Raw genomic sequence first — 26,044 nt, 5'->3', positions numbered from 1 at the left:
GATTAGACGAGCGCACCGGATGCAATTTCGCCCTTGCTCCGCTAGCATTACGGGCTTCCGCTTCCCAGTTGCGACGGTTTTCGATGAGTTATCAGGTTCTTGCACGTAAATGGCGTCCGCGCTCGTTTCGCGAAATGGTCGGCCAGACCCATGTGCTCAAGGCTCTGATCAATGCCTTGGACAGTCAGCGGCTGCACCATGCCTATCTGTTTACCGGCACCCGCGGGGTGGGCAAGACCACCATCGCGCGGATCATTGCCAAATGCCTGAACTGTGAAACAGGCATTACTTCCACGCCCTGTGGCACCTGCTCGGTATGCCGCGAGATCGACGAAGGGCGTTTCGTCGACCTGATCGAGATCGACGCCGCGAGCCGGACCAAGGTCGAGGACACCCGCGAGCTGCTGGACAACGTGCAGTACGCACCGAGCCGCGGACGCTTCAAGGTCTACCTGATCGACGAAGTGCACATGCTGTCCAGCCACTCGTTCAACGCCTTGTTGAAGACCCTGGAAGAGCCGCCGCCCTACGTCAAATTCATTCTGGCGACCACCGACCCGCAGAAACTTCCGGCAACGATTCTTTCGCGCTGCCTGCAGTTCTCCCTGAAGAACATGACCCCGGAACGGGTGGTCGAGCACCTGACCCACGTGCTGGGCGTCGAGAACGTGCCGTTCGAAGACGACGCGCTGTGGCTGTTGGGCCGCGCCGCCGACGGTTCGATGCGCGATGCCATGAGCCTCACCGACCAGGCCATTGCCTTCGGTGAAGGCAAGGTCATGGCCGCCGATGTGCGGGCGATGCTCGGCACTCTCGATCACGGCCAGGTCTACGACGTCCTGCATGCGCTGATCAACGGCGATGCCAAGGCCTTGCTCGAGGCTGTGCGCCACCTGGCCGAACAGGGCCCGGACTGGAACGGCGTGCTGTCGGAGATTCTCAACGTCCTGCACCGCGTGGCCATTGCCCAGGCCTTGCCGGACGGTGTCGACAACGGGCATGGCGACCGCGATCGGGTGCTGGCCCTGGCCCAGGCGTTGCCGGCCGAAGATGTGCAGTTCTATTACCAGATGGGCCTGATCGGCCGGCGTGACCTGCCGCTGGCGCCGGACCCGCGCGGTGGTTTCGAGATGGTCCTGCTGCGGATGCTCGCCTTCCGGCCAGCGGACTCGGCAGATGCGCCGAGACAGCCGCTAAAGCCAGTGGGGATCAGCCAGGCCACAGTTGATTCCGCTCAATCCGTGGCTGGCGCAGCCGTTGCTGCTCCGGTAAGTGTTGCCGCCGCTCCGGTTGCGGCGCCGGTGGTCGAGGCCGCTCCAGCGGTTGCCCCTGTCGTTGCACCCGCGCCTGTTCCAGCAGCGCCCGTGGCGCCTGCGCCACAGCCTGTGGTCGAGACGCCAGCGCAAGCCGCGCCTGTCGCCGCCGAAGAGGTGGTCGACCTGCCGTGGAACGACCCGGTCGAACCAGTCGTCGCACAGCAGCCGGCCGTCGAGCCCGTGCTGGAGACCGCCGCGGAGCAGCCTGAGCTGACCCCGATGCCGACCCCGACCCCGGACAGCGTAGTGCCGGATGCGCCGGAATGGGTCAGTGCCCCGGTGCCGGAGCCCAGCGTTGCCGAGGTCGATGCCGCGACACCGGGCATCGACCTGGATGACGAGCCGCCGCTGGACGAAGACTACATCGAGCCGGACATGGATTCGGCCTACAGCTACCTGGACGAACTGGCCAGCGAACACGCCGCCGATCCCGAGCCGGAACCCGAGCCGCTGCCGGCTGCCCAGCCGGCCACCGGCCTGGCGCTGGAGTGGCTGGAGCTGTTCCCGAAACTGCCGATTTCCGGAATGACGGCGAGCATCGCCGCCAACTGCACCTTGATCGCCGCCGAGGGCGACAACTGGTTGCTGCACCTGGATCCGGCCCACAGCGCCCTGTTCAACGCCACTCAGCAGCGGCGCCTGAACGATGCCCTGAACCAGTATCACCAGCGCACGCTGACGGTGAGCATCGAGCTGATCAAGCCCGAGCAGGAAACCCCGGCCCAGGCCGCGTCGCGTCGCCGTGCCAATCGCCAGCGCGAAGCCGAGGAGTCGATCCACGGCGATCCGTTCATCCAGCAGATGGTGCGGGAGTTCGGCGCGGTGGTCCGTCACGATACTATTGAACCTGTCGAGGCCCTGGTCAGCCAGGGTTAATAACTGAAGGGCGCCGGGCCTTGAGGCCGGGCGCTGTTTTTATCCAAGTACTTTGAGGTGATTCCCATGATGAAAGGTGGCATGGCCGGCCTGATGAAGCAGGCGCAGCAGATGCAGGAAAAGATGGCCAAGATGCAGGAAGAGCTGGCCAACGCCGAAGTCACCGGCAAGGCGGGTGGCGATATGGTCACCGTGGTCATGACCGGCCGTCACGACATCAAGCGCGTGAGCATCGACCCAAGCCTGCTGGAAGGCGTCAGCGAAGATGACCGCGAAGTGCTGGAAGACCTGTTCGCCGCCGCCGTCAACGACGCCGTGCGCAAGATCGAAGCCAACAGCCAGGACAAGATGTCCGGCATGACCGCTGGCATGCAACTGCCACCGGGTATGAAACTGCCGTTCTGATTCGCGCCAGCGCATCGGTCGGACTTAAAAATGCCAGGCATCGCGCCTGGCATTTTTGTTTGTGCCGCCCGTAGCCGCTGCCGCAGGCTGCGAACGAGCGCGCAGCGGTCGTCATTCAGGCGATGGGGTCTGGCTGGATGATTGCGGTTGCAGAGTTTGCGATTGCCGTGCAACCGATCGCAGCCTGCGGCCGCGGCTGTGGGAGGAGAAACATCGAACGCTGGGCGCTGTACGATGGTCTGCACTCTGTATGGCCCGATTCAATTCTCGATAAGGAGTTGCTCTGATGTCGCAAGCATTGACCCTCAACCAGCGCATCGTTCTGGTCTCCCGGCCCCAGGGCGCGCCCGTGCCGGAAAACTTTCGCCTGGAGCGGGTGGCGTTGCCGGATCTGGCGGATGGCCAGGTGCTGCTCAAGACCCTTTATCTGTCGCTGGACCCTTATATGCGCGGGCGCATGAGTGATGCGCCGTCCTACGCCGCTCCGGTGGAAATCAACGAAGTGATGACCGGCGGCGCGGTCAGTCGGGTCGAGCGCTCGCTGAATCCGAAATTCCAGGAGGGCGACCTGGTGGTGGGCGCCACCGGGTGGCAGAGCCACAGCATTTCCGATGGCCGTAACCTGGTACCGGTGCCGGCGGGTTTGCCCAGCCCCTCGATGGCCCTGGGTGTGCTCGGTATGCCGGGCATGACCGCCTACATGGGCCTGATGGACATCGGCCAGCCCAAGGCCGGAGAGACCCTGGTGGTGGCCGCGGCCTCGGGGGCTGTGGGCTCGGTGGTGGGGCAGGTGGCCAAGATCAAGGGGCTGCGGGTGATCGGTGTGGCGGGTGGTCCCGACAAGTGCCGCTATGTGGTCGAGGAGCTGGGATTCGATGCCTGTATCGACCATCACAGCCCGAATTTTGCCGACGAGCTGGCGCAGGCCTGCTCCGAGGGCGTGGACATCTACTTTGAAAACGTCGGCGGCAAGGTATTCGATGCGGTGTTGCCGTTGCTCAACCCCAAGGCACGGATTCCGCTGTGCGGGCTGATCGCCCAGTACAACGCCCAGGAACTGCCGCCGGGGCCCGATCGCCTGCCACTGTTGCAGCGCCAGCTGTTGACCAAGCGCGTGCGCATCCAGGGGTTTATCGTGTTCGACGACTACGGCGACCGGCAACCGGAGTTTGTCAGCGCCATGGCGCCCTGGGTGCTGCAAGGCAAGGTCAAGTTCAAGGAGGATGTGGTCGACGGCCTGGAGCGCGCGCCGCAAGCCTTCATCGGGCTGCTGGAAGGACGCAACTTCGGCAAGCTGGTGGTGCGGGTCGCCCCGGACTGAGCATTTGACGCTAATCGGAGGCGCGGGTATAAACCGCGTCTCGTCGTTTTGTCGGACCTTTCCCCATGAGCTTCAGCCCCCTGATTCGCCAACTGATCGATGCCCTGCGCACTTTGCCGGGCGTGGGTCAGAAAACCGCCCAGCGCATGGCCTTGCAGCTGCTGGAGCGCGACCGCAGCGGCGGTACGCGGTTGGCCCAGGCGCTGAGCCAGGCCATGGAGGGCGTGGGCCACTGCCGCCTGTGCCGCACCCTCACCGAGGACGATCTGTGCCCGCAATGCGCCGATCCGCGCCGTGACGACACGCTGTTGTGCGTGGTCGAGGGGCCGATGGATGTCTATGCGGTGGAGCAGACCGGTTATCGCGGTCGCTATTTCGTGCTCAAGGGCCACCTGTCGCCTCTCGACGGCCTCGGCCCGGAAGCCATCGGTATTCCCCAACTGTTGGCCAGGATCGAAGAGCAGGGCAGTTTCACCGAGGTGATCCTGGCCACCAACCCGACGGTGGAAGGCGAGGCGACCGCCCATTACATCGCCCAGCTGTTGACCAACAAAGGCCTGATCACCTCGCGTATCGCCCATGGCGTGCCCCTGGGCGGCGAGCTGGAGCTGGTGGACGGCGGCACCCTGGCGCACTCGTTTGCCGGGCGTAAGCCGATCAGCCTGTAAGCGTTTCGGCCAGCAAGCTCGCCGCTGCCAGAGGGGCTTGCTTGCTGGCCGCGCTCTGTCGCTTAAACGCGACTCTTCTTGAAAACCAAGCAAGCGCTAGGTAAGTTTCCTCAACCTTCAGAGGAGCTTGCCGATGTCTGCCTGCCAGGAATACTTCGACCCTAGCCATCAGTTGGTCCGCGACAGCGTTCGACGTTTCGTCGAGCGGGAAATCCTCCCGGACATCGATCAATGGGAGGAGGCGCAAGGCTTCCCCCGCGAGCTGTACCTCAAGGCTGGCGCGGCCGGCATCCTGGGCATCGGCTATCCAGAAGCCCTGGGTGGCAGCCACGAGGGCGACCTGTTCGCCAAGATCGCCGCCAGCGAGGAACTGATGCGTTGTGGCTCCGGCGGCCTGGTGGCGGGCCTGGGCTCGCTGGACATCGGTTTGCCGCCGGTCGTCAAATGGGCGCGCCCCGAGGTCCGCGACCGGGTGGTGCCGCAGGTATTGGCGGGCGAGAAGATCAGCGCCCTGGCGGTCACCGAGCCCGGTGGCGGTTCGGACGTGGCCAATCTGCAGACCCGGGCGCTGCGCGATGGCGACTGCTACCGCGTCAGCGGCAGCAAGACCTTTATCACCAGTGGCGTGCGCGCCGACTTCTACACGGTGGCCGTGCGCACCGGCGAACCCGGTTTCGGTGGCATCAGCCTGCTGCTGATCGACAAGGGCACGCCGGGATTCACCGTCGGCCGGCCACTGAAGAAGATGGGCTGGTGGGCGTCGGATACCGCCGAGCTGTTTTTCGACGATTGCCGGGTGCCGGCCAGTCATTTGATCGGGGTCGAGAACATGGGCTTCGCCTGCATCATGGGCAACTTCCAGAGCGAGCGCCTGGCGCTGGCGCTAATGGCCAACATGACCGCGCAGCTGGCGTTGGAGGAGAGCCTGAAGTGGGCCCGGGAGCGCGAGGCGTTCGGCAAGCCCATCGGCAAGTTCCAGGTGATCAAGCATCGTCTGGCGGAGATGGCGACCGCGCTGGAGGTGTCCCGCGAATTCACTTATCGCCAGGCAGCGAAGATGGCGGCGGGCCAGAGTGTGATCAAGGAGATTTCCATGGCCAAGAACTTCGCCACCGATATGGCCGATCGCATCACCCACGATGCCGTGCAGATTCTCGGTGGGCTGGGCTACATGCGCGAAAGCCTGGTGGAGCGGCTGTACCGCGACAACCGCATCCTTTCCATCGGCGGCGGCACCCGGGAAGTGATGAACGAAATCATCAGCAAGCAGATGGGGCTGTAGACCTGCCGGAGGCCCCTGTAGGAGCGAAGCTTGCTCGCGATAGCGCCGGCCCTGGCAACCCAAATGGCAGCGATTTACCGTTCGCTCAACGAGAACTGCGTCAGGCAGAAGGTTGGAATGTCCATGTCTCGCAGGCGCTGCGAGCCGCCCAGTTCCGGCAGGTCGATGATGGCGGCGGCTTCGTAGACGCTGGCCCCCATGCGGCGCACCAGGTTGGCCGCGGCGATCAGGGTACCGCCGGTGGCGATCAGGTCATCGAACATCACCACCGAATCGCCTTCGCACAGGCTGTCGGCATGGACCTCGAGAAAGGCTTCGCCGTATTCGGTCTGGTAACCCTCGGCAAGCACGTCGGCCGGCAGCTTGCCTTGCTTGCGGAACAGGATCAGCGGTTTGTTCAGCTGGTAGGCGAGGATCGAGCCGATCAGGAAGCCGCGGGCGTCCATGGCGCCGATATGGCTGAAGTCTTCTTCGACATAGCGCTGGGCAAAGCTGTCGGCGACCAGGCGCAAGGCCTTGGGCGACTGGAACAGCGGGGTGATGTCACGGAAGATCACGCCCGGTTTGGGGAAGTCGATGACTGGGCGGATCAGGGATTTGATGTCGAAGGAATCGAAGGCCATCGTGGCAGTGTCCTGGCGGGCATGAAGTGGAGCGCGCCAGTATAGCCTCGCCCGAGCCGCTTGGCTCGGGCGGGGGCTCTGCCTCAGCCTTCCAGGGAGCCGCCGGCGAGGGCGCACAGCTGGATCGGGTCGAGAATGTGCACCTCTTTGCCTTCAGCGGCGATCAACGCGTTCTGCTGGAAGCGGGTGAACACCCGGGATACGGTTTCCACCGCCAGGCCCAGATAGTTGCCGATCTCGTTGCGCGACATGCTCAAGCGGAACTGATTGGCCGAGAAGCCACGGGCGCGGAAGCGTGCCGACAGGTTGACCAGGAACGTGGCGATGCGCTCGTCGGCGGTCTTTTTCGACAGCAACAGCATCATCTGCTGGTCGTCGCGGATCTCGCGGCTCATCACTCGCATCAGCTGGCGGCGCAGCTGGGGCAACTGCAGGGCCAGTTCGTCGAGGCGTTCGAAGGGGATTTCACAGACCGACGTGGTTTCCAGGGCCTGGGCGGAAACCGGGTGGATCTCGGTGTCCATGCCGGACAGGCCGACCAGTTCGCTGGGCAGGTGGAAGCCGGTGATCTGTTCTTCGCCGCTGTCGCTGAGACTGAAAGTCTTCAGGGCACCGGAGCGCACAGCATAGACGGAGTCGAATGCGTCGCCCTGGCGAAACAGGAACTCGCCTTTTTTCAGCGGGCGACCGCGTTTAACGATCTCGTCCAGCGCATCCATGTCTTCCAGATTCAGAGAAAGTGGCAGGCAGAGGGGGGCCAGGCTGCAATCCTTGCAATGGGCCTGGTTGTGAGCGCGCAGTTTTACTGGCTCGGACATTCAATAGAATCCTTGTGGGAAAACACACATAAGCCGTAAGGGTAACTCACGGGAGGAGGTTCCGGCCAGTCCGTGCCGTATTGGCGCTTAGTCGTAAAGCTGTCCGTTTGTGGCCTCCAGGCCACTCCGGGAAAATGCGCTCGTGCAGTCCGTTCAAGGTATTTCCAGCGCTGGCCGTCACTTGCACTCGCCGATTGTCTCGGCGTCAAGTATCAGGCTTGCTTGCGCCCTGTCTCTCCCGACAGTTTTTGCCCGCAATCTGCGACAAGTTGTCGCGCCTGGCACTCAGGCTGCCGCGCCTGATGCCCCTAGATGACCCGGGAAAAACGCTGTCGATTCTGTTGCTCCAGATACGCGTCGAACACCATGCACACCGAACGCACCAGCAGGCGCCCGGCCGGCAGGACTTCGATGTTTTCGTTGCTCAGCTTGATCAGGCCGTCTTCGGCCATGGCTTGCAGCTGTGGCCACAGCTCGCCGAAGTACCCGCGAAAGTCGATGTTGAACTGCTGCTCGATGGCCTCGAAGTCGAGGCTGAAGTTGCAGATCAGTTGCTGGATCACCGCGCGTCTGACGCGGTCGTCCTGATTGCACACCAGGCCGCGGCTGGTAGCCAGTTGCGCGCCGCCCAGCAGGTTCTGGTACTGGGTCAGGTCGCTGCTGTTCTGGCAGTACAGGTCGCCGATCTGGCTGATGGCCGAGACGCCCAGGCCGATCAGGTCGCAGTGGCCATGGGTGGTGTAGCCCTGGAAGTTGCGTTGCAGGGTCGACTCTTCCTGGGCGATCGCCAGCTCGTCGTCGGGCAGGGCGAAATGATCCATGCCGATGTAGCGGTAACCGGCGGCCGTCAGTTGTTCGATGGTGCGTTGCAGCATCTGCAGTTTTTCCGCCGGGGCCGGCAGCTCGTGGCTGTTGATCCGCCGTTGCGGCATGAAGCGCTCTGGCAGGTGCGCGTAGTTGAACACCGACAGCCGGTCCGGCTGCAGGTTGATGACTTCCTCGACGGTGCGGGCGAAGTTGTCCGGCGTCTGTTTCGGCAGGCCGTAGATCAGGTCGATGTTGATCGAACGAAACTGCAGGGTGCGCGCCGCTTCGATCACTGCCCGGGTTTCTTCCAGGCTCTGCAGGCGATTGACCGCGCGCTGTACCGCCGGGTCGAGGTCCTGCAGGCCGATGCTGACCCGGTTGAACCCCAGCTCGCGCAGCAGGCCCATGGTCGACCAGTCGGCTTCGCGCGGGTCGATCTCGATGCCGTAGTCGCCCGAGTCGTCGTCCAGCAGGTTGAAGTGCTGGCGCAGATGGCCCATCAGTTGCCGCAGTTCGTCATGGCTGAGAAAGGTCGGGGTACCGCCGCCAAAGTGCAGTTGCTCGACCTTCTGCCCGGGGTCGAGATGGCAGGCGATCAGCTGGATTTCCTGTTCCAGGCGCTGCAGGTAGGGCAGGGCGCGCCCGCGGTCCTTGGTGATGACCTTGTTGCAGGCACAGTAGTAGCAGATGTTCGCGCAGAACGGCACATGCACGTACAGCGACAGCGGGCGCAGCGCCTTGCGGCTTTCGCGCAGGGCGTGGAGCAGGTCGAAGGTGCCCACCTGGCTGTGGAATTGCACAGCGGTGGGGTAAGAGGTGTAGCGCGGTCCCGCCAGGTCGTAACGGCGGATCAGATCGGTGTCCCAACGAATGGCGTCGAGCATGCGGGAATTCCCCCGGTAGGCAGGCAGTGTTCGCGAGTCTAGGGGGTTGGCGCCCGGGCCATCTTGATTTGCATCAAGGCTGGCGGGTGCGCGCTGCCTGCCGGGCGGGCCTTGTATGGTTGTTGGCGATGGCCGGCAGCCTCAGTGGCCCATCAACCAGTGCTGATGCGGACCGGGCAAGGTCCAGATGCCGAACAGGATCACCAGCAGGCCACCGGCCATGCGCACGCTGCGCCGACGCAGCAGTGCGGTGACCCGCTCCGCCGCGAGCCCGGTCGCCAGCAGCACCGGCCAGGTACCCAGGCCGAAGGCCAGCATCAGCAGGGCGCTGTCGAGGGCGTTGCCCTGGCTGGCGGACCACAGCAGGGTGCTGTACACCAGGCCGCACGGCAGCCAGCCCCAGAGCGCGCCCAGCAGCAGGGCGCGCGGCAGGCTCGACACCGGCAGCAGGCGGTTGGCCACGGGCTGTATATGCCGCCACAGGCCGCGTCCAAGGCTTTCGATACGGGTCAGGCCGCTCCACCAGCCGGCCAGGTACAAGCCCATGGCGATCAGCAGCAGACCGGCCAGCACGCGCAGGGCCATGGCCGCCGGACTGCTGGCCACGGCCCAGCCGGCCAGGCCGATCAGCAGGCCCGCGGTGGCGTAACTGAGGATGCGCCCCAGGTTGTAGGCCAGCAGCAGGCGAAAGCGCCGGCTGCGCTGCTCCTGGGGAATGGCCAGGGTCAAGGCGCCCATCAGGCCGCCGCACATGCCCAGGCAGTGACCGCCGCCGAGCAGGCCGAGGATCACCGCGGAAACCAGCAGCGGCGCCAGCTCAAGCATGGGGCGGCGCCTGGTCTTTGTGCGGCGGCTGTTCGGCCGCCGGCTGGCCCTTGGCCTCGTCGATCGCGGCGGTGTGCTTGGGGTCCTGGTCGTCGAACAGAATGCTGTGGGCGGGGCCATCGAGGTCATCGTACTGACCGCTGTCGACCGCCCAGAAGAAGATGTAGATGGCGATGGCCACGATCAGCAGCGCCGCCGGAATCATCACGTAGAGAGCTGGCATGGGTAGGCTCCATGCCCGCGCGGCTCAGGCCGGCAGCGGGCGGGTTTGGGTCGTGGCCTCGGCCTGGGGCTGACGCGGCAGGCGAGTCAGGCGCAGGGCATTGAGCACCACGGTCAACGAACTGATGGACATGCCGATGGCGGCCCATACCGGAGTGATCCAGCCGAGGGCGGCGAACGGCAGCATGAGGCCATTGTACAGCCCGGCCCACAGCAGGTTCTCGATGATTATCCGGCGCGTGCGACGGGCCAGGCTGAAGGCCTGCACCAACGCGTCCAGGCGGTTGGACAGCAGCACCGCGTCGGCGCTGGTCTTGGCCAGGTCGGTGGCCGAGCCCATGGCCACGCTGATATCGGCGGCGGCCAGCACCGGGACATCGTTGACCCCATCGCCGAGCATCAGCACTTTGCGGCCCTGGCGATGCAGTTGTTGCAGCACCTGCAGCTTGTCGTCCGGGCGCAGGCCGCCGCGGGCTTCGTCGATGCCCAGTTCGGCGGCGACGCTGGCGACCATCGGCGAACTGTCGCCCGAGAGCAGCAGGGTGTTCCAGCCCCGCGCCTTGCAGGCGGCCAGCAAGGCCGGCGCATCGCTGCGCAGGCGATCGTCAAGGACAAACCAGGTCAGTGGCCCCTGGGTATCGCCCAGCAGCAGCCATTGGCCGGCTTCGTCCGGCATCGCCGGGACCGTGCAGGCGCTGAGCTCGCAGACGAAGGCGGGCTGGCCGATGCGCAGGCGTTGCTCGCCCACCAGGCCTTCCAGGCCCAGCCCGGGCATGCTCAGGACTTCCTCGGCGGCCAGTGGCGCGCGGCCGAAGGCCCGGGCAATCGGGTGTTCGGAGCGGTTTTCCAGGGCGGCGGCGAGGCCCAGGCACTGCTGGCTGTCGAGGTCGCCCAGGGGCCGAATCGAGCGCAGGGCCAGGCGCCCTTCGGTGAGGGTGCCGGTCTTGTCGAAAATCACCGTGTCGATCTGGTTCAGGCCTTCGAGCACGTGGCCGCGGGTCAGCAGCAGGCCGAGTTTGTGCAGGGTGCCGGTGGCGGCCGTCAGCGCGGTCGGGGTGGCCAGGGACAGCGCGCAGGGGCAGGTGGCGACCAGCATCGCCAGGACGATCCAGAAGGCCCGGGAAGCGTCCAGCTGCCACCAGAGCAGGCCGATAGCGGCCGCAGCGACCAGGGAGAACAGCAGGAACCACTGGGCGGCGCGGTCGGCGATTTCCGCCAGGCGCGGTTTCTCCGCCTGGGCCCGATCCAGCAGGCGGACGATGGCCGACAGGCGCGTGTCCTGCCCCAGGGCCAGGACTTCCACGGTCAGCGCGCCCTCGACATTGAGGGTGCCGGCGGTGACCGCATCGCCGATGCTGCGCGGTTGCGGCAGGTATTCGCCGGTGAGCAGGGACTCATCGATGCTCGACTGGCCATCGAGGATCTTGCCGTCCGCCGGCAGGATGGCGCCGGGGTGCACCAGCACCTTGTCGCCCAGGCGCAGTTCGCTGAGCAGGATGCGTTCGCTCTGGCCGTCAGTACCCAGGCGCAGGCACGAGGCCGGCAGCAGGTTCACCAGTTGCGCGGTGGCGGCGGCGGTGCGTTCGCGGGCGCGGCGTTCCAGGTAGCGCCCGGCCAGCAGGAACAGGGCGAACATGCCCACGGCATCGAAGTACAGCTCGCCGACCCCGGTGATCGAGGTCCAGATCCCGGCGATGTAGGCGGCGCCAATCGCCAGGGACACGGAAACGTCCATGGTCAGGTGGCGGGTACGCAGGTCACGCAGGGCACCCTTGAAAAACGGCGCGCAGCTGTAGAACACGATCGGCGTGGTGAGAAACAGCGCGACCCAGCGCAGGATGGTGTGCAGCTCGGGGCTCAGGTCGATATTGAATTCCGGCCAGGTGGCCATGGTCGCCATCATCGCCTGGAACCACAGCAGCCCGGCCACGCCCAGCTGGCGCAGGGCCAGGCGGTTTTCGCTGGCCAGTTGCTCGGAGGCGCGGTCGGCCTGGTAGGGATGCGCTGCATAGCCGATCAGGCGCAGTTCGCTGAGCACCTGGCTCAGTGGCAGCTGGCTGTCGGCCCAGCGCACATGCAGGCGATGGTTGGACAGGTTCAGTCGCGCTTCGGCCACCGCCGGCAGGCTGCGCAGGTGTTTCTCGATCAGCCAGCCACAGGCGGCGCAGCTGATGCCTTCCATCAGCAGGGTGGTTTCGGCCAGTTCGCCTTCATGCCGGACAAAGGGTTGCTGCACATCCGCGCGGTCGTAGAGCGCCAGTTCGTCCACCAGTTGCACGGGAAGCGCTTCGGGGTTGGCCGAGGCTTCGCTGCGATGGCTGTAGTAGCTTTCCAGGCCGCCGGCGACTATGGCTTCGGCCACCGCCTGGCAACCCGGGCAACAGAACTCGCGGGGGGCGCCGAGCACGACGGCGGTGAAGCGGCTGCCGGCGGGAACGGGCAGGGCGCAGTGGTAGCAGGGCAGTGGCGTGGTCATCGCGGTTCTTTGTTCCAGGGGCGGACCTCATCGCCGGCAGGCCGCTGCCTGGGAGAAGACAGCAGCCTGCCGGCGATGTACGGAGGGCGCTTACTTGTCCAGGTGTTCCGCGCCTTGCAGCGGTTCGTCACCCAGCAGCAGGTCCTTGTCGTGGCTGACCTGTTCTTCTTCGAACATGCGCCAGGTCTTGTCGCCTTCGACGCCCAGCAGTTCGACAAAACGGCGGCCATCGACCTTGTCGCTCAACTGGCCAATGTAGCGGCCCTGTTCGGTTTCGCTGCGGGCGAGGGTGATCTTGCGGTCCTTTTCCGGCTGGGTCGGCGAGATCAGGTTCAGCTCCAGGGTGGCGGGCGCGCTGTTGCCGCTCAGGCGCAGGTCGACTTCGCCGGTGAGGTCATCCAGGTGCACGCTGGCGCGCAGTTGCAGGGTCTGGGCCAGCAGTTCGCGGTCCAGGGAGCGGTTGATGCCTTTGCCGGCCTCGTAGTAGTTGTCGTTGACCAGGTTGTCCGGGTTGTTCACCGCAATGGTCACCATGGACAGGGTCAGGGCCACCGAGCAGGCCAGGATGCCGATGATGATCCAGGGCCAGAGGTGCTTGTACCAGGGGCTTGTGGCGGTCGCTGCGGGCATGATGACTTCTCTTAACGAATTTGTGGGCCGATGAACCGGCTCTTGGCTTCAACGTGGACGCTTTCGTCGTCGGCGTCCTTGAGGATGAATTTCACCTCGTTGGTGCTCGACGGCAGTTGCTCCGGCGAGCTCGACAGCTCGACCGGCATGCTGACGATATCGCCGGCCGCCACCTTGATCTCGCGTCGGCCTTGCAGCTTGAGGTCCGGCAGGCCGGCGGCGTCCAGTACGTAGGTATGGTCGCGCTGATCCTTGTTCATGATCTTCAGACTGTAGACGTTCTCGATCCGGCCTTCGGCGTTCTCGCGATAGAGCACGCGGTCCTTGCTGACATCGAAGCCCACCAGCGAGCGCATGAAGAACGCGGTGACCAGCAGGCTGATCATCGCCAGCAGCACCAGCGCATAACCGATCAGGCGTGGACGCAGTTTATGGGTTTTCTGCCCGGACAGGTTGTGCTCGGTGGTGTAGCTGATCAGGCCGCGCGGGTAGTCCATCTTGTCCATGATGTTGTCGCAGGCGTCGATGCAGGCGGCGCAGCCGATGCATTCGATCTGCAGGCCGTCGCGGATGTCGATGCCGGTCGGGCAGACCTGGACGCACATGGTGCAGTCGATGCAGTCGCCCAGGCCCATGGCCTTGTAGTCGACACCTTTCTTGCGCGGGCCGCGACCTTCGCCGCGACGCGGGTCGTAGGAGACGATCAGGGTGTCCTTGTCGAACATCACGCTCTGGAAGCGGGCGTAGGGGCACATGTAGATGCACACCTGTTCGCGCAGCCAGCCGGCGTTGCCATAGGTGGCGAGGGTGAAGAAGCCGACCCAGAAGTACGACCAGCCATCGGCCTGGCCGGTGAAGAAGTCGATGACCAGCTCGCGGATCGGCGAGAAGTAGCCGACGAAGGTCATGCCGGTGACGAAGCCGATCAGCAGCCAGAGGCTGTGCTTGCTGAACTTGCGCAGGAACTTGTTGGCGCTCATCGGCGCCTTGTCGAGCTTGATGCGCTGGTTGCGGTCGCCTTCGGTGACCTTCTCGCACCACATGAAGATCCAGGTCCAGACGCTTTGCGGGCAGGTATAGCCGCACCAGACGCGCCCGGCGTACACGGTGATGAAGAACAGGCCGAAGGCGGCGATGATCAAAAGCCCCGACAGCAGGATGAAATCCTGGGGCCAGAAGGTGGCGCCGAAGATGAAGAACTTGCGCTCCGGCAGGTTCCACCAGACAGCCTGGTGGCCGCCCCAGTTGAGCCACACCGTACCGAAATACAGCAGGAACAGGGCCGCGCCGCCCACCATCCGCAGGTTGCGGAAGAGGCCGGTGAAAGCGCGTGTGTAGATTTTTTCCCGAGAGGCGTAGAGATCTACGCTGTTGTTCGAATTCTTGGCAGGAGGGGTAACGTCATGTACCGGAATCTGGTTGCTCATCATTGCATCCCACGGCAGTGGAGAAATGCCCCGGTCAGTACGTGCCGACCGCGATCAAATAGGAGTGTTGCAGTGGCGCAATGATACGCCTGTCGCTCTAGCTCAAGGGTGCGACCTTTGGTCGCGTTGGGGGAAATCAATTGATGGTGTAATGACTTGAATCAATTGACTTGTGAATTATGGACGCTTTTCGCCGCGACCGCGTTCAATCGCTCCACGGGTTGAGCAACTGCACACCGCTGGACTGGAAGTCGGCGATGTTGCGGGTAACGACTGTCAGCCCATGTTCCAGGGCGGTCGCCGCAATCAGGGTATCGCATTCATTGCTGCGATCCGGAACATGCAATCGGGCGCAGCGCATAGCGACAGCAGGATCAATGGCCAGGATTCGTCCGTCGAAAGCGGGCATCACGCGCAGTTCCAGCCAGGCACGCAGCAGGGCCCCTTGGGTGCGATCGCGGCGTTCCAACCGCAGGATGCCGGTTTCCAGTTCCAATAACGTAATGACTGATAAAAACAGGCTGGTGGGCGCCACGGTCTGAGCCCAGGCCACTACCTGGCGATCAGCGTTGGGCTTGCGTAATTCGGACACAACGTTGGTATCGAGCAAAAACATCAGGACAGATCGATCTCGCGAGGAATGATGGTGGCGCGCTCTGTTTCGAAATCGATTTCAGGCGCTTCAGGCATGGCCAGCATGTCGACGATGCTGGTGTTCAGGCCGCTCAGTTTTTCGTAGTCCTCAATGCTTAGCAGCACATGGGCGGGCCTGCCACGGTCGGTGATGATGACCGGGCCGTTTCTGGAGGCTTTTTTGGCACCACTTGTGTCCTGATTGAATTCGCGGCTGGAGATGGTGGTGATAGGCATCGTCATACTCTCGACAAAAATTTCATGTAGCAACGTTACTACTCTTGGCGTGAAGGGGGCAATCTCAACCGGGGGTGGAGCGACGGACGTGAGGGAGAGGGAAATAAAAAGGCCCCGCCAATGGACATTGGCGGGGCCTTTTTCTGTTACCCGAAGGTGTCTGCCTTACTCGGCGTCCGCCGGCTTGTCACTGTGGGACAGGCTGTAGACGTAAGCGGCCAGCAGGTGAACCTTGTCGTTGCCTTGCAGCTGTTCCTGGGCAGGCATCTGACCCTGACGGCCGTAACGGATGGTCTGCTGCAGTTGGGCGAAGCTCGAGCCGTAGATGAACGCGCCCGGATGGGTCAGGTCAGGTGCGCCCATGGCTGGGGTACCTTTACCGGCCGGACCGTGGCACGCCACGCAGTTGGCGGCGAAGATCTTCTGGCCGTTGGCCGGATCGGCCTTGGCGCTTTCCGGCAGCTTGCGGCCATCGAGGTTGGTCAGCACATAGGCGGCCACATCGCTGACGCCTTGCTCGCCGATGACTTCCGCCCAGGCCGGCATCACCGCGTGACGACCGCCCATGATGGTGGTCTTGATGGTTTCCGGCTCGCCGCCCCAGCGCCAGTCGGCGTCGGTCAGGTTCGGGAAGCCATAGGCGCCCTTGGCGTCGGAACCGTGGCAGACCGAGCAGTTGGAGGCGAACAGGCGGCCACCCATCTTCAGGGCTTGCGGGTCCTTGGCGACTTCCTCGATCGGCATGGAGGCGAACTTGGCGAAGATCGGACCGAACTTGGCGTCCGACTTGGCCATTTCCTTTTCCCACTCGTGCACGCCGGTCCAGCCGGTCTGGCCGTTGGCGAAGGGGGTCTGCTTTTCGGTATCCAGGTAGTTGTAGCCTGGCAGGATGCCTTTCCAGTTACCCAGGCCCGGGTACAGCACCAGGTAACCCAGGGCGAAGACGATGGTGCCGACGAACAACATGAACCACCATTTCGGCAGCGGGTTGTCGTACTCCTCGATCCCGTCGAAGGAGTGGCCGACCGTCTCGTCGGTCTGCTCGGCGCGCTGGCCCTTGCGGGTCGACAGCAGCAGCCAGGTCAGGGCGAAAATGGTACCCAGACTGAGGACTGTGACGTACAGACTCCAGAACGTAGTCATTCTTTGTTACTCCTAGAAGCTTGCTCGACGTGCTTGATGGCTTCGGGATCATCCGCGAACGGCAGCAAGGTGGCGTCTTCGAACTCGGACTTGCGCTTGGGGCTGAACACCCACAGCGCCAGGCCGATGAAGGCCACCATCACCACTACGGTGCCCAGGCCACGAATCATCCCGATATCCATCCAGATCACCGTTTGCTTTTGATGATGGTGCCCAGGCCTTGCAGATAGGCCACCAGCGCGTCCATTTCGGTTTTGCCCTTCACGGCATCCTTGGCACCGGCGATGTCTTCGTCGGTGTAAGGGACGCCGAGCGTGCGCAAGACTTCCATTTTTTTCGCGGTGTCTTTGCCGTCGAGCTTGTTTTCTACGAGGAACGGGTAAGCCGGCATTTTCGACTCAGGTACAACGTTGCGCGGGTTGTACAGGTGCGCACGCTGCCAGTCATCGGAGTAACGACCGCCAACGCGGGCCAGGTCCGGACCGGTACGCTTGGAACCCCACAGGAACGGGTGGTCCCAGACGCTTTCACCGGCGACCGAGTAGTGGCCGTAGCGTTCGGTTTCGGCACGGAACGGACGGATCATCTGCGAGTGGCAGCCGACACAACCGTTGGCGATATAGACGTCGCGACCTTCCAGTTCCAGGGCGGTGCGCGGCTTCATGCCTTCGACCGGCTTGTTGGTGACGTCCTGGAAGAACAGCGGAACGATCTGGGTCAGGCCGCCGATGCTGACGGCGATGACCATGAAGAAGGCCAGCAGGCCGATATTCTTCTCTACTGCTTCATGCTTCATCAGTGAGCTCCAACTACAGCGATCTGAGCGGCGGCTTCAGCTTCAGCCGGGTTCGAGGCGCGAACGGTACGGAACACGTTGTACGCCATGAACAGCATGCCGGCGGCAAAGAACGCACCGCCCAGGGCGCGCACGATGAAACCAGGGTGGCTGGCCTGCAGGGCTTCGACGAAGGAGTAGGTGAGGGTGCCGTCGTCGTTGATTGCACGCCACATCAGGCCCTGGGTGATGCCGTTGACCCACATCGAGGCGATGTACAGCACGGTACCGATGGTAGCCAGCCAGAAGTGGGTGTTGATCAGGCCGATGCTGTGCATCTGCTGGCGACCGAAGACTTTCGGGATCATGTGGTACAGGGCGCCGATCGAGATCATCGCTACCCAGCCCAAGGCACCGGCGTGTACGTGGCCGATGGTCCAGTCAGTGTAGTGCGACAGAGAGTTGACGGTCTTGATCGCCATCATCGGACCTTCGAAGGTCGACATGCCGTAGAACGCCAGGGACACCACGAGGAAGCGCAGGATCGGGTCGGTGCGCAGCTTATGCCAGGCGCCCGAGAGGGTCATCATGCCGTTGATCATGCCGCCCCAACTTGGTGCCAGCAGGATGATCGACATGGCCATGCCCAGGGACTGCGCCCAGTCCGGCAGCGCGGTGTAGTGCAGGTGGTGCGGACCGGCCCAGATGTACAGGGTGATCAGCGCCCAGAAGTGCACGATGGACAGGCGATAGGAGTAGATCGGACGCTCGGCCTGTTTCGGCACGAAGTAGTACATCATCCCCAGGAAGCCGGTGGTCAGGAAGAAGCCCACGGCGTTGTGGCCGTACCACCACTGGATCATGGCGTCGGTCGCGCCCGAGTAGGCCGAGTAGGACTTGAAGAAGCTGACCGGCAGGGAAGCGTGGTTGACGATGTGCAGCATCGCGGTGACCACGATGAAGGCACCGTAGAACCAGTTACCCACATAGATGTGCTTGGTCTTGCGCTTGACGATGGTGCCGAAGAACACCAGACCGTAGGTGACCCAGACGATGGCCAGCAGGATAGCCAGGGGCCATTCCAGTTCCGCGTATTCCTTGGTGGTGGTGTAACCCAGCGGCAAGGTAACGATCGCGCCGACGATCACGGCTTGCCAACCCCAGAAGGTGAAGGCCGCCAGGCTGTCGGAAATCAGTCGCGTTTGGCAGGTTCGCTGCACGACGTAGTAAGAAGTGGCAAACAACGCACATCCACCGAAGGCGAAAATCACCAGGTTGGTGTGCAGCGGGCGCAGGCGTCCAAAGGTCGTCCATGGCAGACCGAAGTTCAACTCCGGCCAGACCAGTTGCGAGGCGATGAAGACACCGAGCCCCATGCCAAGGATCCCCCAGACCACCGTCATGATGGCGAACTGGCGGACTACCTTATAGTTATAAGCAGTCGGACTGATTGCTGTGCTCATTCTAAGGTTCCACGGTTTGGGTGTTTTATTAGGAGTAAAAATCGGCCGCAAGTATGGAGAAAGCGGGGGGTCATTGCAACGCGCCATGACCTGGGTCAATGCTTTCAAAAGCTGATTCTGCGGCCTTTCCATGCGCGGAGTAAGGACAAAATCGGCCCCGGACAAAATGTCGCAGCGGATGAAAAAGGCGAGGGGTACAGGTCAGTTGTAACCGGGTGTGTGGAAAGCCCTTGAACGAGCGACAGACGGTAAGTGGCGCGACAGCCGGTATAAACCAGCCTTTGCGGCCTGTCCTCGAACAACGGCTTCGAATGGAGCGGCTACTTCTGGTCTGTGACCGGCCAGTGCCAGTCCACTGCGAAGCAGCTTAGACCCGAATCCGGAGAGTGGAAAGGCAGGGAGTAGAGAGGGTGCGACACTTGGTCGCAAAGGAGGAGGGCTAAGCTTCAAGCGGCAAGCTGCAAGTCAAAAACTCACAGCTTGCCGTTGATCTTTTACTTATCGCTTGCAGCTTCTGGCTTGCTGCTGTGGGAGAGGCTGTAGACGTAGGCCGCGAGCAGCTGGACCTTGTCGTTGCCGAGCAGTTCGTTCTGCGCCGGCATGTGGCCCTGGCGACCGTGGCGAATGGTCTGTTGCAGCTGGGTCAGGCTGGTGCCGTAGATGAAGCCTGCCGGTTGCGTCAGGTTCGGCGCCCCCATGATTTCAGTGCCCTGGCCGTTAGCGCCATGACAGGCGACGCAGGTGGTGCTGAAGGCTTGCTTGCCGGCGACGAGGTCGGCGCTGCTGTCGGCGGGCAACGGCAGGCCGGCGAGCTCGTGACGCACATAGGCCGCGACGTTCTTCACCCCGTCCTCGCCCAGCACTTCGCCCCAGGCTGGCATGGCCGCCATGCGGCCACCCATGATGGTGGCCTTGATGGTGTCGGCGTTACCGCCCCAGCGCCAGTTGTTGTCGGCGAGGTTAGGGAAGCCGAACGCGCCCTTGGCATCCGAGCCGTGGCACACCGAGCAGTTGGAGGCGAACAGGCGTCCGCCCATTTTCAGCGCCTGCGGGTCCTTGGCCACTTCTTCCACGGGCATGGCGGCGAACTTGGCGAAGATCGGGCCGAACTTGGCGTCTGCCTTGTCCATTTCCTTTTCCCATTCCTTGGTCTGGGTCCAGCCGTCCTCATAGCCCGGCAGGATACCTTTCCAGTTGCCCAGGCCCGGGTAGAGGATCAGGTAGCCGACGGAAAACACCAGGGTGCCGGCGAACAGCAGGAACCACCATTGCGGCAGGGGGTTGTCGTACTCCTCGATGCCATCGAACGCGTGCCCCATGGTCTGGTCGACGCTGCCCTTGGTTTCGCCCTTGCGCGTGCCGATCAACAGCCAGGTCAGGCCGATCAGGCTGCCTATGGTCAGTACGCAGATGTACGTACTCCAGAAGGTGGTCATGGCCGAATGCTCCTTGTCGCATGCTCTTCGGATTGAGCGTCATCAGATGGATTGCCGGGCACTTCCGGCGAAGGTTCGTCGGCGAAGGGCAGCAGGCGCGCCTGGGCGAACTCCGGGTTGCGCTTGGCGTTGAAGACCCAGATCGACAGGCCGATGAAGGCAATCATCACCACCAGCGTGCCGAGCCCGCGGATCATGCCGCTATCGAGTTCAAGACCCATGGCTCACCTCTTGCTCTTGATCGCAGTGCCAAGCACTTGCAGGTAGGCGACCAGGGCGTCCATCTCGGTCTTGCCCTTGAGGGAAGCGACGGCACCGGCGATATCGTCGTCGTTGTACGGCACTCCGAGGGTGCGCATGGCGCGCAGCTTGGTTTCGGTGTGGCTGCTGTCGACCGCCTGGGTGACCAGCCATGGGTAGGCCGGCATCTTCGACTCGGGCACCACGTTGCGCGGGTTGTACAGGTGCGCGCGGTGCCAGTCGTCGGAGTAGCGGGCGCCGACCCGGGCCAGGTCCGGACCGGTACGCTTGGAGCCCCACAGGAACGGGTGGTCCCAGACGCTTTCGCCGGCGACCGAGTAGTGGCCGTAGCGTTCGGTCTCGGCGCGGAACGGACGGATCATCTGCGAGTGGCAGCCGACGCAGCCTTCGCGGATGTAGATATCGCGGCCTTCCAGCTGCAGGGCGGTGTAGGGCTTCATGCCTTCCACAGGCTTGTTGGTGACGTCCTGGAAGAACAGCGGGACGATCTGGGTCAGACCGCCGATGCTCACGGCAAACACCATCAGCAGCATCAGCAGGCCGACGTTTTTCTCGATGACTTCGTGTTTCATGGCGGACTCCTCAGGCCATCTGCGCAGCGGCGGTGATTTCGGCAGGCTGGGCCGCGCGTACGGTGCGCCAGGTGTTGTAGGCCATCAGCAACATGCCGAAGAGGAAGATCGCGCCACCGGCGAAGCGCACGATAAAGCCCGGATGGCTGGCCACCAGGGTTTCGACGAAGGAGTAGGTCAGCGTCCCGTCTTCGTTGACGGCACGCCACATCAGGCCCTGGGCGATGCCGTTGACCCACATCGAAGCGATGTAGAGCACGGTGCCGATAGTGGCCAGCCAGAAGTGCGCGTTGATCAGGCCGATGCTGTGCATCTGCTCACGACCGAAGACTTTCGGGATCATGTGGTACAGCGCGCCGATGGAGATCATCGCTACCCAGCCCAGGGCGCCGGCGTGGACGTGGCCGATGGTCCAGTCGGTGTAGTGGGAGAGGGCGTTGACGGTCTTGATCGCCATCATCGGACCTTCGAAGGTCGACATGCCGTAGAACGCCAGGGACACCACCAAAAAGCGCAGGATCGGATCGGTGCGCAACTTATGCCAGGCCCCGGAGAGGGTCATCATGCCGTTGATCATGCCGCCCCAGCTTGGCGCCAGCAGGATCAGCGACATCACCATGCCCAGGGACTGCGCCCAGTCCGGCAGCGCGGTGTAGTGCAGGTGGTGCGGGCCGGCCCAGATGTACAGGGTGATCAGTGCCCAGAAGTGCACGATGGACAGGCGATAGGAATACACCGGACGCTCGGCCTGCTTGGGCACAAAGTAGTACATCATCCCCAGGAAGCCCGCGGTCAGGAAGAAACCCACCGCGTTGTGGCCGTACCACCACTGGACCATGGCGTCGGTCGCACCGGCATACAGCGAGTAGGACTTGGTCAGGCTGACTGGCAGCTCCAGGTTGTTGACGATGTGCAGGATGGCCACGGTGATGATGAAACCGCCGAAGAACCAGTTGCCGACGTAGATGTGCTTGGTGTTGCGCTTCATCACCGTGCCGAAGAACACGATGGCGTAGGCCACCCAGACGATGGTGATGAGGATGTCGATCGGCCATTCCAGCTCGGCGTATTCCTTGGAACTGGTGTAGCCCAGCGGCAGGCTGATGGCCGCCAGGAGGATGACAAGCTGCCAGCCCCAGAAGCAGAACGCGGCGATTTTCGGCGCGAACAGCTGGGTCTGGCAGGTGCGTTGCACCGAGTAGAAGGAGCTGGCGAACAGTGCGCAGCCACCGAAGGCGAAGATCACCGCGTTGGTGTGCAGCGGGCGCAGGCGACCGAAACTGGTCCAGGGCAGGTTGAAGTTGAGTTCGGGCCAGACCAACTGGGCAGCGAGAAAAACCCCGAGCCCCATGCCGACGATGCCCCACACCACCGTCATAATGGCGAATTGGCGGACCACCTTGTAGTTGTAGGCGGTACTGATAGAAGTGTTCATGGTTCCCCATCCACGGTTCAGCTGAAGTGAAAGCGACTGCGCACGGCAAGGCGCGCTCACTTCTTCTGGAGTTATAGGCAGACTAAAAGCGAGGTAAGCATGGGCAAACGGCAAGGGGCTGTTATTGACGGGGATCAATGGGCGCAGTGCGTGCGGGAACGTGGCTGGCTCTGGGATGTCGCGCAGCAGCCGCTGGCCGGCGAACCGCTGACCCTGATCCTGGCCCATGGCGCCGGCGCGCCGATGGACAGTGCTTTCATGAACGACATGGCCGCACGCCTTGCGGCGCATGGGGTCAACGTCCTGCGCTTCGAGTTTCCCTACATGGCCCAGCGTCGCCTCGATGGTGGCAAACGGCCGCCTAACCCGGCGCCGAAGCTGCTGGAGTGCTGGCGCGAGGTATATGCCCAGGTGCGACCTCATGTCGCTGGGCGGCTGGCCATTGGCGGCAAGTCCATGGGCGGGCGCATGGCCAGTTTGCTGGCCGACGAGCTGGGCGCCGATGCGCTGGTGTGCCTGGGGTATCCGTTTTATGCCGCCGGCAAGCCGGAGAAACCGCGGGTCGCCCACCTGGCCGAATTGCGCACCAGGACCCTGATCGTCCAGGGCGAGCGCGACGCCCTGGGTAACCGCGAGGCGGTCGAAGCCTATGCGCTGGCGCCGGCTATCGAACTGTTCTGGCTGGCGGCCGCCGACCATGACCTGAAACCGCTCAAGGCCTCCGGCTTCACCCATGAGCAGCACCTGGAGGCGGCCGCGCGGAAGGTTGCCGAGGTTTTGCGCGGTCTGACTGGCTGAACGACTCTTCTGTAGGAGCAGCCGGTCGACGTTCGATTGCTCGCGATTGTTTTTCAAGGCGACAACGGTGGCGACTGCCAGGCCGCATCGCGAGCAAGCTTCGCTCCTACAGGGTGCGCTGGGCTGAAAAAAGGCAATAAAAAACCCGGAAGGCAAACCTTCCGGGTTTTTTGTTTTGCGGCTTAGCGGTTGAAGCGTTCGACCAGCGAGTACTGCGTGTTGGCGGTGCGGGTCAGCTCTTCGCTGAGCTGCGCCGAATGCTGGGCCTGTTCCGAAGTCTGGTCGGCCAGCTGGGCAATGGTGCTGATGTTGCGGCTGATCTCTTCGGCCACCGCGCTTTGTTCTTCGGTGGCGGCGGCGATCTGGGTGGTCATGTCGGTGATGTTGGCCACCGCTTCGCTGATCCCCACCAGTGCCTGGTCGGCTTCCAGCACCCGGGCCACGCCTTCCTCGGCCTGACGATGCCCGGCGTCCATGGTCTGCACCGCCGTGCTGGCGGTTTGCTGGAGCTTGGCGATCAGGTTGTGGATCTGGCCGGTGGACTCGCTGGTGCGTTGCGCCAGTTGGCGAACCTCGTCGGCCACCACCGCGAAGCCGCGGCCCATTTCCCCGGCACGCGCCGCTTCGATGGCCGCGTTCAACGCCAGCAGGTTGGTCTGGTCGGCGATGTCCTTGATCACATCGACCACGCCGCCGATTTCGTCGCTGTCCTTGGCCAGCTGGGTCACAGTCAGGCCGGTTTCGCCCACTACCACCGACAGGCGCTGGATCGCTTCGCGGGTTTCCCCGGCGATGTCGCGCCCACGCCCGGTGAGGCGGTTGGCCTCCTGGGTGGCGTCGGCGGTGCGCTGCACGTGGCTGGCCACTTCCTGGGTGGTGGCGGCCATCTGGTTGACCGCGGTGGCCACCTGTTCGGTTTCCACACGCTGGCGTTCCAGGCCGCTGGAGCTGTTGTGCGCCAGGGTGTCGGACTGCCGCGCCTGCTCGTTGAGGTGCTCGGCGGTGTCCTGCAGACGAGTCAGGCAGGTTTTCAGGCGGGCTTCCTGGCTGAGGATCGACATCTCCAGACGCGCCTGGGCGCCACGGCTGTCGGTGTACATCTGGGCGATCAGCGGGTCGGAGGTGGTCTGTTCGGCCAGGCGCAGCAAGCGCTTGAGGCCGCGCTGTTGCCAGCTCAGCCCGAGCAGGCCGAGCGGCACGGAAAGGCCGGCGGCGAGGGCAAAGCCCCAGGAAGAGTTGAGCCAGACGCCAATCAGGAAGCTCAGCTGGCTGACCAGGATGAACGGCAGCCAGTCCTGGAGCACCGGCAGCCATTTGTCGCGTTTCGGAATCGCCGACTTGCCCTGGTTGATGCGTTGGTAAAGCGCTTCGGCCCGACGGATCTGCTCGGCGGTGGGCTTGACCCGCACCGACTCGTAGCCGACCACTTGCTGACCTTCGAAGACCGGTGTCACGTAGGCGTTGACCCAGTAGTGGTCACCGGTCTTGCAGCGATTCTTGACAATGCCCATCCATGGCAAGCCTTGTTTCAGGGTGGCCCACATATGCGCGAACACCGCGGCCGGAACGTCGGGGTGACGGACCAGGTTGTGCGGTGCGCGGACCAGTTCCTCACGAGAAAACCCGCTGATTTCAACGAAGGCATCGTTGCAGTAGGTGATCACGCCTTTGGCATCGGTGGTGGAGATCAACCGTTGCTGAGCCGGAAAGGTACGTTCGCGCTGGGTGACGGGCTGGTTGTTACGCATGGTTTTTCTATCCGCAAGGCTTTGATAGGTTGTCGGCGGTCTTCGCCAATTGTTGAAGTTTTTTTCTGGAATTTGAGAAGTGCCTCATTGACAGAGAGCTGATTCTGCAAGGTGGCGCGAGGGGGCGGCGAAGCCGAGGCCCGTTCAAGGAGCCCCGGCTTGGCCAGGGTCAACCCGCGAGCATCGGGTAGGTGAACAGCCCGAAGTGCAGCAGGTTCAGACCGAAATGGGTGGCCACCGCGGCACCCAGGCCGCCAAAGCGGTAGGCCAGGCCGTAACCGACCCCGGCGATGCTCGCCAGCAGCCACCATTGCCAGCCGGCGCCCACATGCACCAGGCCGAACAGCAGGGCCGCGCACATCAGCGCCAGGTTTTCGCCATAGGGCAGATGCTTGAAGCGACGGCTCAGGCCGCCCTGAATGTAGCCACGAAACAGCGCTTCTTCCACCAGGGTGACCAGCAGCAGGTTGTTCAACACCCACAGCCAGGCCTGATCCGGCCATTTCGGCGCCCAGTCGATGATGCCCAGCAACACCGCGCCGCCCAGGGCCGCCAGTGCGGTCAGGGTCAAGGCCAGGGCGGTGGTGTAGAGGGACAGGCGCAGCGAACGCCGGCCGATGATCCAGGGGCAGACCAGCAACAGCCAGAAGCCGATCAGCGGCTTGTCCTGGTTCAGGTACATGGAAAACGGCACGGCGTCGGCGGTGAAGCGTTCCGGGCCGATCGCCCGACCATTGTAGAAACCGGGCAGCCAGTGCATCGCCAGCGCCAGGGCCAGCACCACGAACAGGCCGTGCCCCAGGTAGCGCGCGTATGGGCTTTTCTGCTGGCGCACGGCAAAGCCCGCGCACAGCAGCAAGGCGACGGAAACCGCCGCCAGCAGGCCCAGTTGGCCGTAGCTCAGGGCCAGGGCGTAACCAATGGAGAGAAGTGCCAGGTACATCCATGGCAGAACAGTCATGT

The 26,044-nt window shown here is 63.6% G+C and carries 26 protein-coding genes; 6 read left to right on the top strand and 20 right to left on the bottom strand.

Going from position 1 to position 26,044, the window contains the following annotated elements; all coding sequences use genetic code 11:
• Window positions 1-83 precede the first annotated feature (83 nt).
• The 5 genes from dnaX (at window position 84) to PVZ80_RS28435 (ending at window position 5,868) form a co-directional block, all read left to right on the top strand.
• Window positions 84-2,192: a DNA polymerase III subunit gamma/tau gene (gene dnaX, locus PVZ80_RS28455; RefSeq protein ID WP_009047930.1), complete on the top strand. Its 2,109-nt coding sequence runs from the start codon at window positions 84-86 to the stop codon at window positions 2,190-2,192.
• A 66-nt stretch (window positions 2,193-2,258) separates the two neighbouring features.
• The gene (locus PVZ80_RS28450) at window positions 2,259-2,597 is read left to right on the top strand and encodes a YbaB/EbfC family nucleoid-associated protein (RefSeq protein WP_009047931.1); all 339 of its coding nucleotides are present in this window, start codon (window positions 2,259-2,261) and stop codon (window positions 2,595-2,597) included.
• 286 nt (window positions 2,598-2,883) lie between these two features.
• A complete protein-coding gene (locus PVZ80_RS28445) occupies window positions 2,884-3,918 on the top strand; it encodes an NADP-dependent oxidoreductase (RefSeq protein ID WP_273864870.1) in 1,035 nt (344 codons plus the stop codon).
• Window positions 3,919-3,983: 65 nt separating this feature from the next.
• Entirely contained in the window at window positions 3,984-4,586 is a 603-nt protein-coding gene (gene recR / locus PVZ80_RS28440; protein ID WP_009047933.1) for a recombination mediator RecR, read from the top strand.
• Between the two features lie 133 nt (window positions 4,587-4,719).
• Window positions 4,720-5,868: an acyl-CoA dehydrogenase family protein gene (locus PVZ80_RS28435; protein ID WP_273864869.1), complete on the top strand. Its 1,149-nt coding sequence runs from the start codon at window positions 4,720-4,722 to the stop codon at window positions 5,866-5,868.
• 74 nt (window positions 5,869-5,942) lie between these two features.
• Here PVZ80_RS28435 and PVZ80_RS28430 read toward each other — a convergent pair whose 3' ends face one another.
• The 18 genes from PVZ80_RS28430 to ccoN (PVZ80_RS28345) form a co-directional block, all read right to left on the bottom strand.
• Window positions 5,943-6,491 (bottom strand): adenine phosphoribosyltransferase, encoded by a 549-nt coding sequence (locus PVZ80_RS28430; protein WP_009047935.1) that lies wholly within the window; start codon window positions 6,489-6,491, stop codon window positions 5,943-5,945.
• A gap of 83 nt (window positions 6,492-6,574) precedes the next feature.
• Window positions 6,575-7,309 (bottom strand): Crp/Fnr family transcriptional regulator FnrA, encoded by a 735-nt coding sequence (fnrA, locus tag PVZ80_RS28425; protein ID WP_009047936.1) that lies wholly within the window; start codon window positions 7,307-7,309, stop codon window positions 6,575-6,577.
• Between the two features lie 308 nt (window positions 7,310-7,617).
• Complete coding sequence (gene hemN / locus PVZ80_RS28420; protein ID WP_124308045.1) at window positions 7,618-9,000, bottom strand: oxygen-independent coproporphyrinogen III oxidase; 1,383 nt, start codon at window positions 8,998-9,000, stop codon at window positions 7,618-7,620.
• 141 nt (window positions 9,001-9,141) lie between these two features.
• The gene (locus PVZ80_RS28415; RefSeq protein ID WP_009042956.1) at window positions 9,142-9,825 is read right to left on the bottom strand and encodes a sulfite exporter TauE/SafE family protein; all 684 of its coding nucleotides are present in this window, start codon (window positions 9,823-9,825) and stop codon (window positions 9,142-9,144) included.
• Complete coding sequence (ccoS, locus tag PVZ80_RS28410; RefSeq protein WP_009047938.1) at window positions 9,818-10,048, bottom strand: cbb3-type cytochrome oxidase assembly protein CcoS; 231 nt, start codon at window positions 10,046-10,048, stop codon at window positions 9,818-9,820. Before ccoS ends, PVZ80_RS28415 begins: the two co-directional genes overlap by 8 nt.
• 24 nt (window positions 10,049-10,072) lie before the next feature.
• Complete coding sequence (locus tag PVZ80_RS28405) at window positions 10,073-12,523, bottom strand: heavy metal translocating P-type ATPase (protein WP_273864868.1); 2,451 nt, start codon at window positions 12,521-12,523, stop codon at window positions 10,073-10,075.
• A 90-nt stretch (window positions 12,524-12,613) separates the two neighbouring features.
• Window positions 12,614-13,153: a FixH family protein gene (locus PVZ80_RS28400; protein ID WP_041989228.1), complete on the bottom strand. Its 540-nt coding sequence runs from the start codon at window positions 13,151-13,153 to the stop codon at window positions 12,614-12,616.
• An 11-nt stretch (window positions 13,154-13,164) separates the two neighbouring features.
• Window positions 13,165-14,580: a cytochrome c oxidase accessory protein CcoG gene (gene ccoG / locus PVZ80_RS28395; RefSeq protein ID WP_028682021.1), complete on the bottom strand. Its 1,416-nt coding sequence runs from the start codon at window positions 14,578-14,580 to the stop codon at window positions 13,165-13,167.
• Between the two features lie 205 nt (window positions 14,581-14,785).
• Window positions 14,786-15,196, bottom strand: a complete 411-nt coding sequence (locus PVZ80_RS28390; RefSeq protein WP_110177226.1) for a type II toxin-antitoxin system VapC family toxin — start codon at window positions 15,194-15,196, stop codon at window positions 14,786-14,788.
• A complete protein-coding gene (locus PVZ80_RS28385) occupies window positions 15,196-15,450 on the bottom strand; it encodes a type II toxin-antitoxin system Phd/YefM family antitoxin (protein ID WP_016704960.1) in 255 nt (84 codons plus the stop codon). The genes PVZ80_RS28390 and PVZ80_RS28385 overlap by 1 nt, the downstream gene beginning before the upstream one ends.
• Before the next feature lie 165 nt (window positions 15,451-15,615).
• Entirely contained in the window at window positions 15,616-16,593 is a 978-nt protein-coding gene (ccoP, locus tag PVZ80_RS28380; protein WP_009047944.1) for a cytochrome-c oxidase, cbb3-type subunit III, read from the bottom strand.
• Entirely contained in the window at window positions 16,590-16,775 is a 186-nt protein-coding gene (locus PVZ80_RS28375) for a CcoQ/FixQ family Cbb3-type cytochrome c oxidase assembly chaperone (protein ID WP_003175465.1), read from the bottom strand. The genes ccoP (PVZ80_RS28380) and PVZ80_RS28375 overlap by 4 nt, the downstream gene beginning before the upstream one ends.
• 5 nt (window positions 16,776-16,780) lie before the next feature.
• Window positions 16,781-17,389, bottom strand: a complete 609-nt coding sequence (ccoO, locus tag PVZ80_RS28370; protein ID WP_009042961.1) for a cytochrome-c oxidase, cbb3-type subunit II — start codon at window positions 17,387-17,389, stop codon at window positions 16,781-16,783.
• On the bottom strand, window positions 17,389-18,831 hold the full coding sequence (gene ccoN, locus PVZ80_RS28365) for a cytochrome-c oxidase, cbb3-type subunit I (RefSeq protein WP_009042962.1): 1,443 nt from the start codon (window positions 18,829-18,831) through the stop codon (window positions 17,389-17,391). The genes ccoO (PVZ80_RS28370) and ccoN (PVZ80_RS28365) overlap by 1 nt, the downstream gene beginning before the upstream one ends.
• Window positions 18,832-19,325: 494 nt before the next feature.
• Window positions 19,326-20,267 carry a cytochrome-c oxidase, cbb3-type subunit III gene (gene ccoP, locus PVZ80_RS28360; protein ID WP_009047945.1) on the bottom strand — a complete coding sequence of 314 codons (942 nt, stop codon included), beginning with the start codon at window positions 20,265-20,267 and terminating at the stop codon, window positions 19,326-19,328.
• Window positions 20,264-20,488 carry a cbb3-type cytochrome oxidase subunit 3 gene (locus PVZ80_RS28355; protein ID WP_023968526.1) on the bottom strand — a complete coding sequence of 75 codons (225 nt, stop codon included), beginning with the start codon at window positions 20,486-20,488 and terminating at the stop codon, window positions 20,264-20,266. Before PVZ80_RS28355 ends, ccoP (PVZ80_RS28360) begins: the two co-directional genes overlap by 4 nt.
• A 3-nt stretch (window positions 20,489-20,491) precedes the next feature.
• Window positions 20,492-21,100 (bottom strand): cytochrome-c oxidase, cbb3-type subunit II, encoded by a 609-nt coding sequence (gene ccoO, locus PVZ80_RS28350; RefSeq protein WP_009047947.1) that lies wholly within the window; start codon window positions 21,098-21,100, stop codon window positions 20,492-20,494.
• A 10-nt stretch (window positions 21,101-21,110) separates the two neighbouring features.
• Complete coding sequence (gene ccoN / locus PVZ80_RS28345; RefSeq protein ID WP_009047948.1) at window positions 21,111-22,535, bottom strand: cytochrome-c oxidase, cbb3-type subunit I; 1,425 nt, start codon at window positions 22,533-22,535, stop codon at window positions 21,111-21,113.
• A 99-nt stretch (window positions 22,536-22,634) separates the two neighbouring features.
• On the opposite strand from ccoN (PVZ80_RS28345), the gene PVZ80_RS28340 reads away from it, so the two are divergent.
• On the top strand, window positions 22,635-23,333 hold the full coding sequence (locus PVZ80_RS28340; protein WP_273864867.1) for an alpha/beta family hydrolase: 699 nt from the start codon (window positions 22,635-22,637) through the stop codon (window positions 23,331-23,333).
• A gap of 182 nt (window positions 23,334-23,515) precedes the next feature.
• Here the strand turns inward: PVZ80_RS28340 and PVZ80_RS28335 are convergent, their stop codons facing one another.
• Both PVZ80_RS28335 and PVZ80_RS28330 read right to left on the bottom strand, forming a co-directional pair.
• Entirely contained in the window at window positions 23,516-25,081 is a 1,566-nt protein-coding gene (locus PVZ80_RS28335; protein WP_273864866.1) for a methyl-accepting chemotaxis protein, read from the bottom strand.
• Between the two features lie 169 nt (window positions 25,082-25,250).
• Window positions 25,251-26,042: a CPBP family intramembrane glutamic endopeptidase gene (locus tag PVZ80_RS28330; RefSeq protein WP_009047951.1), complete on the bottom strand. Its 792-nt coding sequence runs from the start codon at window positions 26,040-26,042 to the stop codon at window positions 25,251-25,253.
• Window positions 26,043-26,044 lie beyond the last annotated feature (2 nt).

Origin of the sequence: Pseudomonas sp. B3G-3 (assembly GCF_028640915.1) — a bacterium.
Lineage (GTDB): Bacteria > Pseudomonadota > Gammaproteobacteria > Pseudomonadales > Pseudomonadaceae > Aquipseudomonas > Aquipseudomonas chlororaphis_I.
The sequence above is the reverse complement of the archived record's forward strand: the minus strand, read 5'-3'. Positions and strand labels throughout refer to the sequence as shown.

Bases quoted from the DNA above. Each gene is read 5' to 3' on its own strand.
- dnaX (WP_009047930.1), top strand. From the start codon at position 84: ATGAGTTATCAGGTTCTTGCACGTAAATGGCGTCCGCGCTCGTTTCGC.
- PVZ80_RS28450 (WP_009047931.1), top strand. From the start codon at position 2,259: ATGATGAAAGGTGGCATGGCCGGCCTGATGAAGCAGGCGCAGCAGATG.
- PVZ80_RS28445 (WP_273864870.1), top strand. From the start codon at position 2,884: ATGTCGCAAGCATTGACCCTCAACCAGCGCATCGTTCTGGTCTCCCGG.
- recR (WP_009047933.1), top strand. From the start codon at position 3,984: ATGAGCTTCAGCCCCCTGATTCGCCAACTGATCGATGCCCTGCGCACT.
- PVZ80_RS28435 (WP_273864869.1), top strand. From the start codon at position 4,720: ATGTCTGCCTGCCAGGAATACTTCGACCCTAGCCATCAGTTGGTCCGC.
- PVZ80_RS28430 (WP_009047935.1), bottom strand. From the start codon at position 6,491: ATGGCCTTCGATTCCTTCGACATCAAATCCCTGATCCGCCCAGTCATC.
- fnrA (WP_009047936.1), bottom strand. From the start codon at position 7,309: ATGTCCGAGCCAGTAAAACTGCGCGCTCACAACCAGGCCCATTGCAAG.
- hemN (WP_124308045.1), bottom strand. From the start codon at position 9,000: ATGCTCGACGCCATTCGTTGGGACACCGATCTGATCCGCCGTTACGAC.
- PVZ80_RS28415 (WP_009042956.1), bottom strand. From the start codon at position 9,825: ATGCTTGAGCTGGCGCCGCTGCTGGTTTCCGCGGTGATCCTCGGCCTG.
- ccoS (WP_009047938.1), bottom strand. From the start codon at position 10,048: ATGCCAGCTCTCTACGTGATGATTCCGGCGGCGCTGCTGATCGTGGCC.
- PVZ80_RS28405 (WP_273864868.1), bottom strand. From the start codon at position 12,523: ATGACCACGCCACTGCCCTGCTACCACTGCGCCCTGCCCGTTCCCGCC.
- PVZ80_RS28400 (WP_041989228.1), bottom strand. From the start codon at position 13,153: ATGCCCGCAGCGACCGCCACAAGCCCCTGGTACAAGCACCTCTGGCCC.
- ccoG (WP_028682021.1), bottom strand. From the start codon at position 14,580: ATGAGCAACCAGATTCCGGTACATGACGTTACCCCTCCTGCCAAGAAT.
- PVZ80_RS28390 (WP_110177226.1), bottom strand. From the start codon at position 15,196: ATGTTTTTGCTCGATACCAACGTTGTGTCCGAATTACGCAAGCCCAAC.
- PVZ80_RS28385 (WP_016704960.1), bottom strand. From the start codon at position 15,450: ATGCCTATCACCACCATCTCCAGCCGCGAATTCAATCAGGACACAAGT.
- ccoP (WP_009047944.1), bottom strand. From the start codon at position 16,593: ATGACTACGTTCTGGAGTCTGTACGTCACAGTCCTCAGTCTGGGTACC.
- PVZ80_RS28375 (WP_003175465.1), bottom strand. From the start codon at position 16,775: ATGGATATCGGGATGATTCGTGGCCTGGGCACCGTAGTGGTGATGGTG.
- ccoO (WP_009042961.1), bottom strand. From the start codon at position 17,389: ATGAAGCATGAAGCAGTAGAGAAGAATATCGGCCTGCTGGCCTTCTTC.
- ccoN (WP_009042962.1), bottom strand. From the start codon at position 18,831: ATGAGCACAGCAATCAGTCCGACTGCTTATAACTATAAGGTAGTCCGC.
- ccoP (WP_009047945.1), bottom strand. From the start codon at position 20,267: ATGACCACCTTCTGGAGTACGTACATCTGCGTACTGACCATAGGCAGC.
- PVZ80_RS28355 (WP_023968526.1), bottom strand. From the start codon at position 20,488: ATGGGTCTTGAACTCGATAGCGGCATGATCCGCGGGCTCGGCACGCTG.
- ccoO (WP_009047947.1), bottom strand. From the start codon at position 21,100: ATGAAACACGAAGTCATCGAGAAAAACGTCGGCCTGCTGATGCTGCTG.
- ccoN (WP_009047948.1), bottom strand. From the start codon at position 22,535: ATGAACACTTCTATCAGTACCGCCTACAACTACAAGGTGGTCCGCCAA.
- PVZ80_RS28340 (WP_273864867.1), top strand. From the start codon at position 22,635: ATGGGCAAACGGCAAGGGGCTGTTATTGACGGGGATCAATGGGCGCAG.
- PVZ80_RS28335 (WP_273864866.1), bottom strand. From the start codon at position 25,081: ATGCGTAACAACCAGCCCGTCACCCAGCGCGAACGTACCTTTCCGGCT.
- PVZ80_RS28330 (WP_009047951.1), bottom strand. From the start codon at position 26,042: ATGACTGTTCTGCCATGGATGTACCTGGCACTTCTCTCCATTGGTTAC.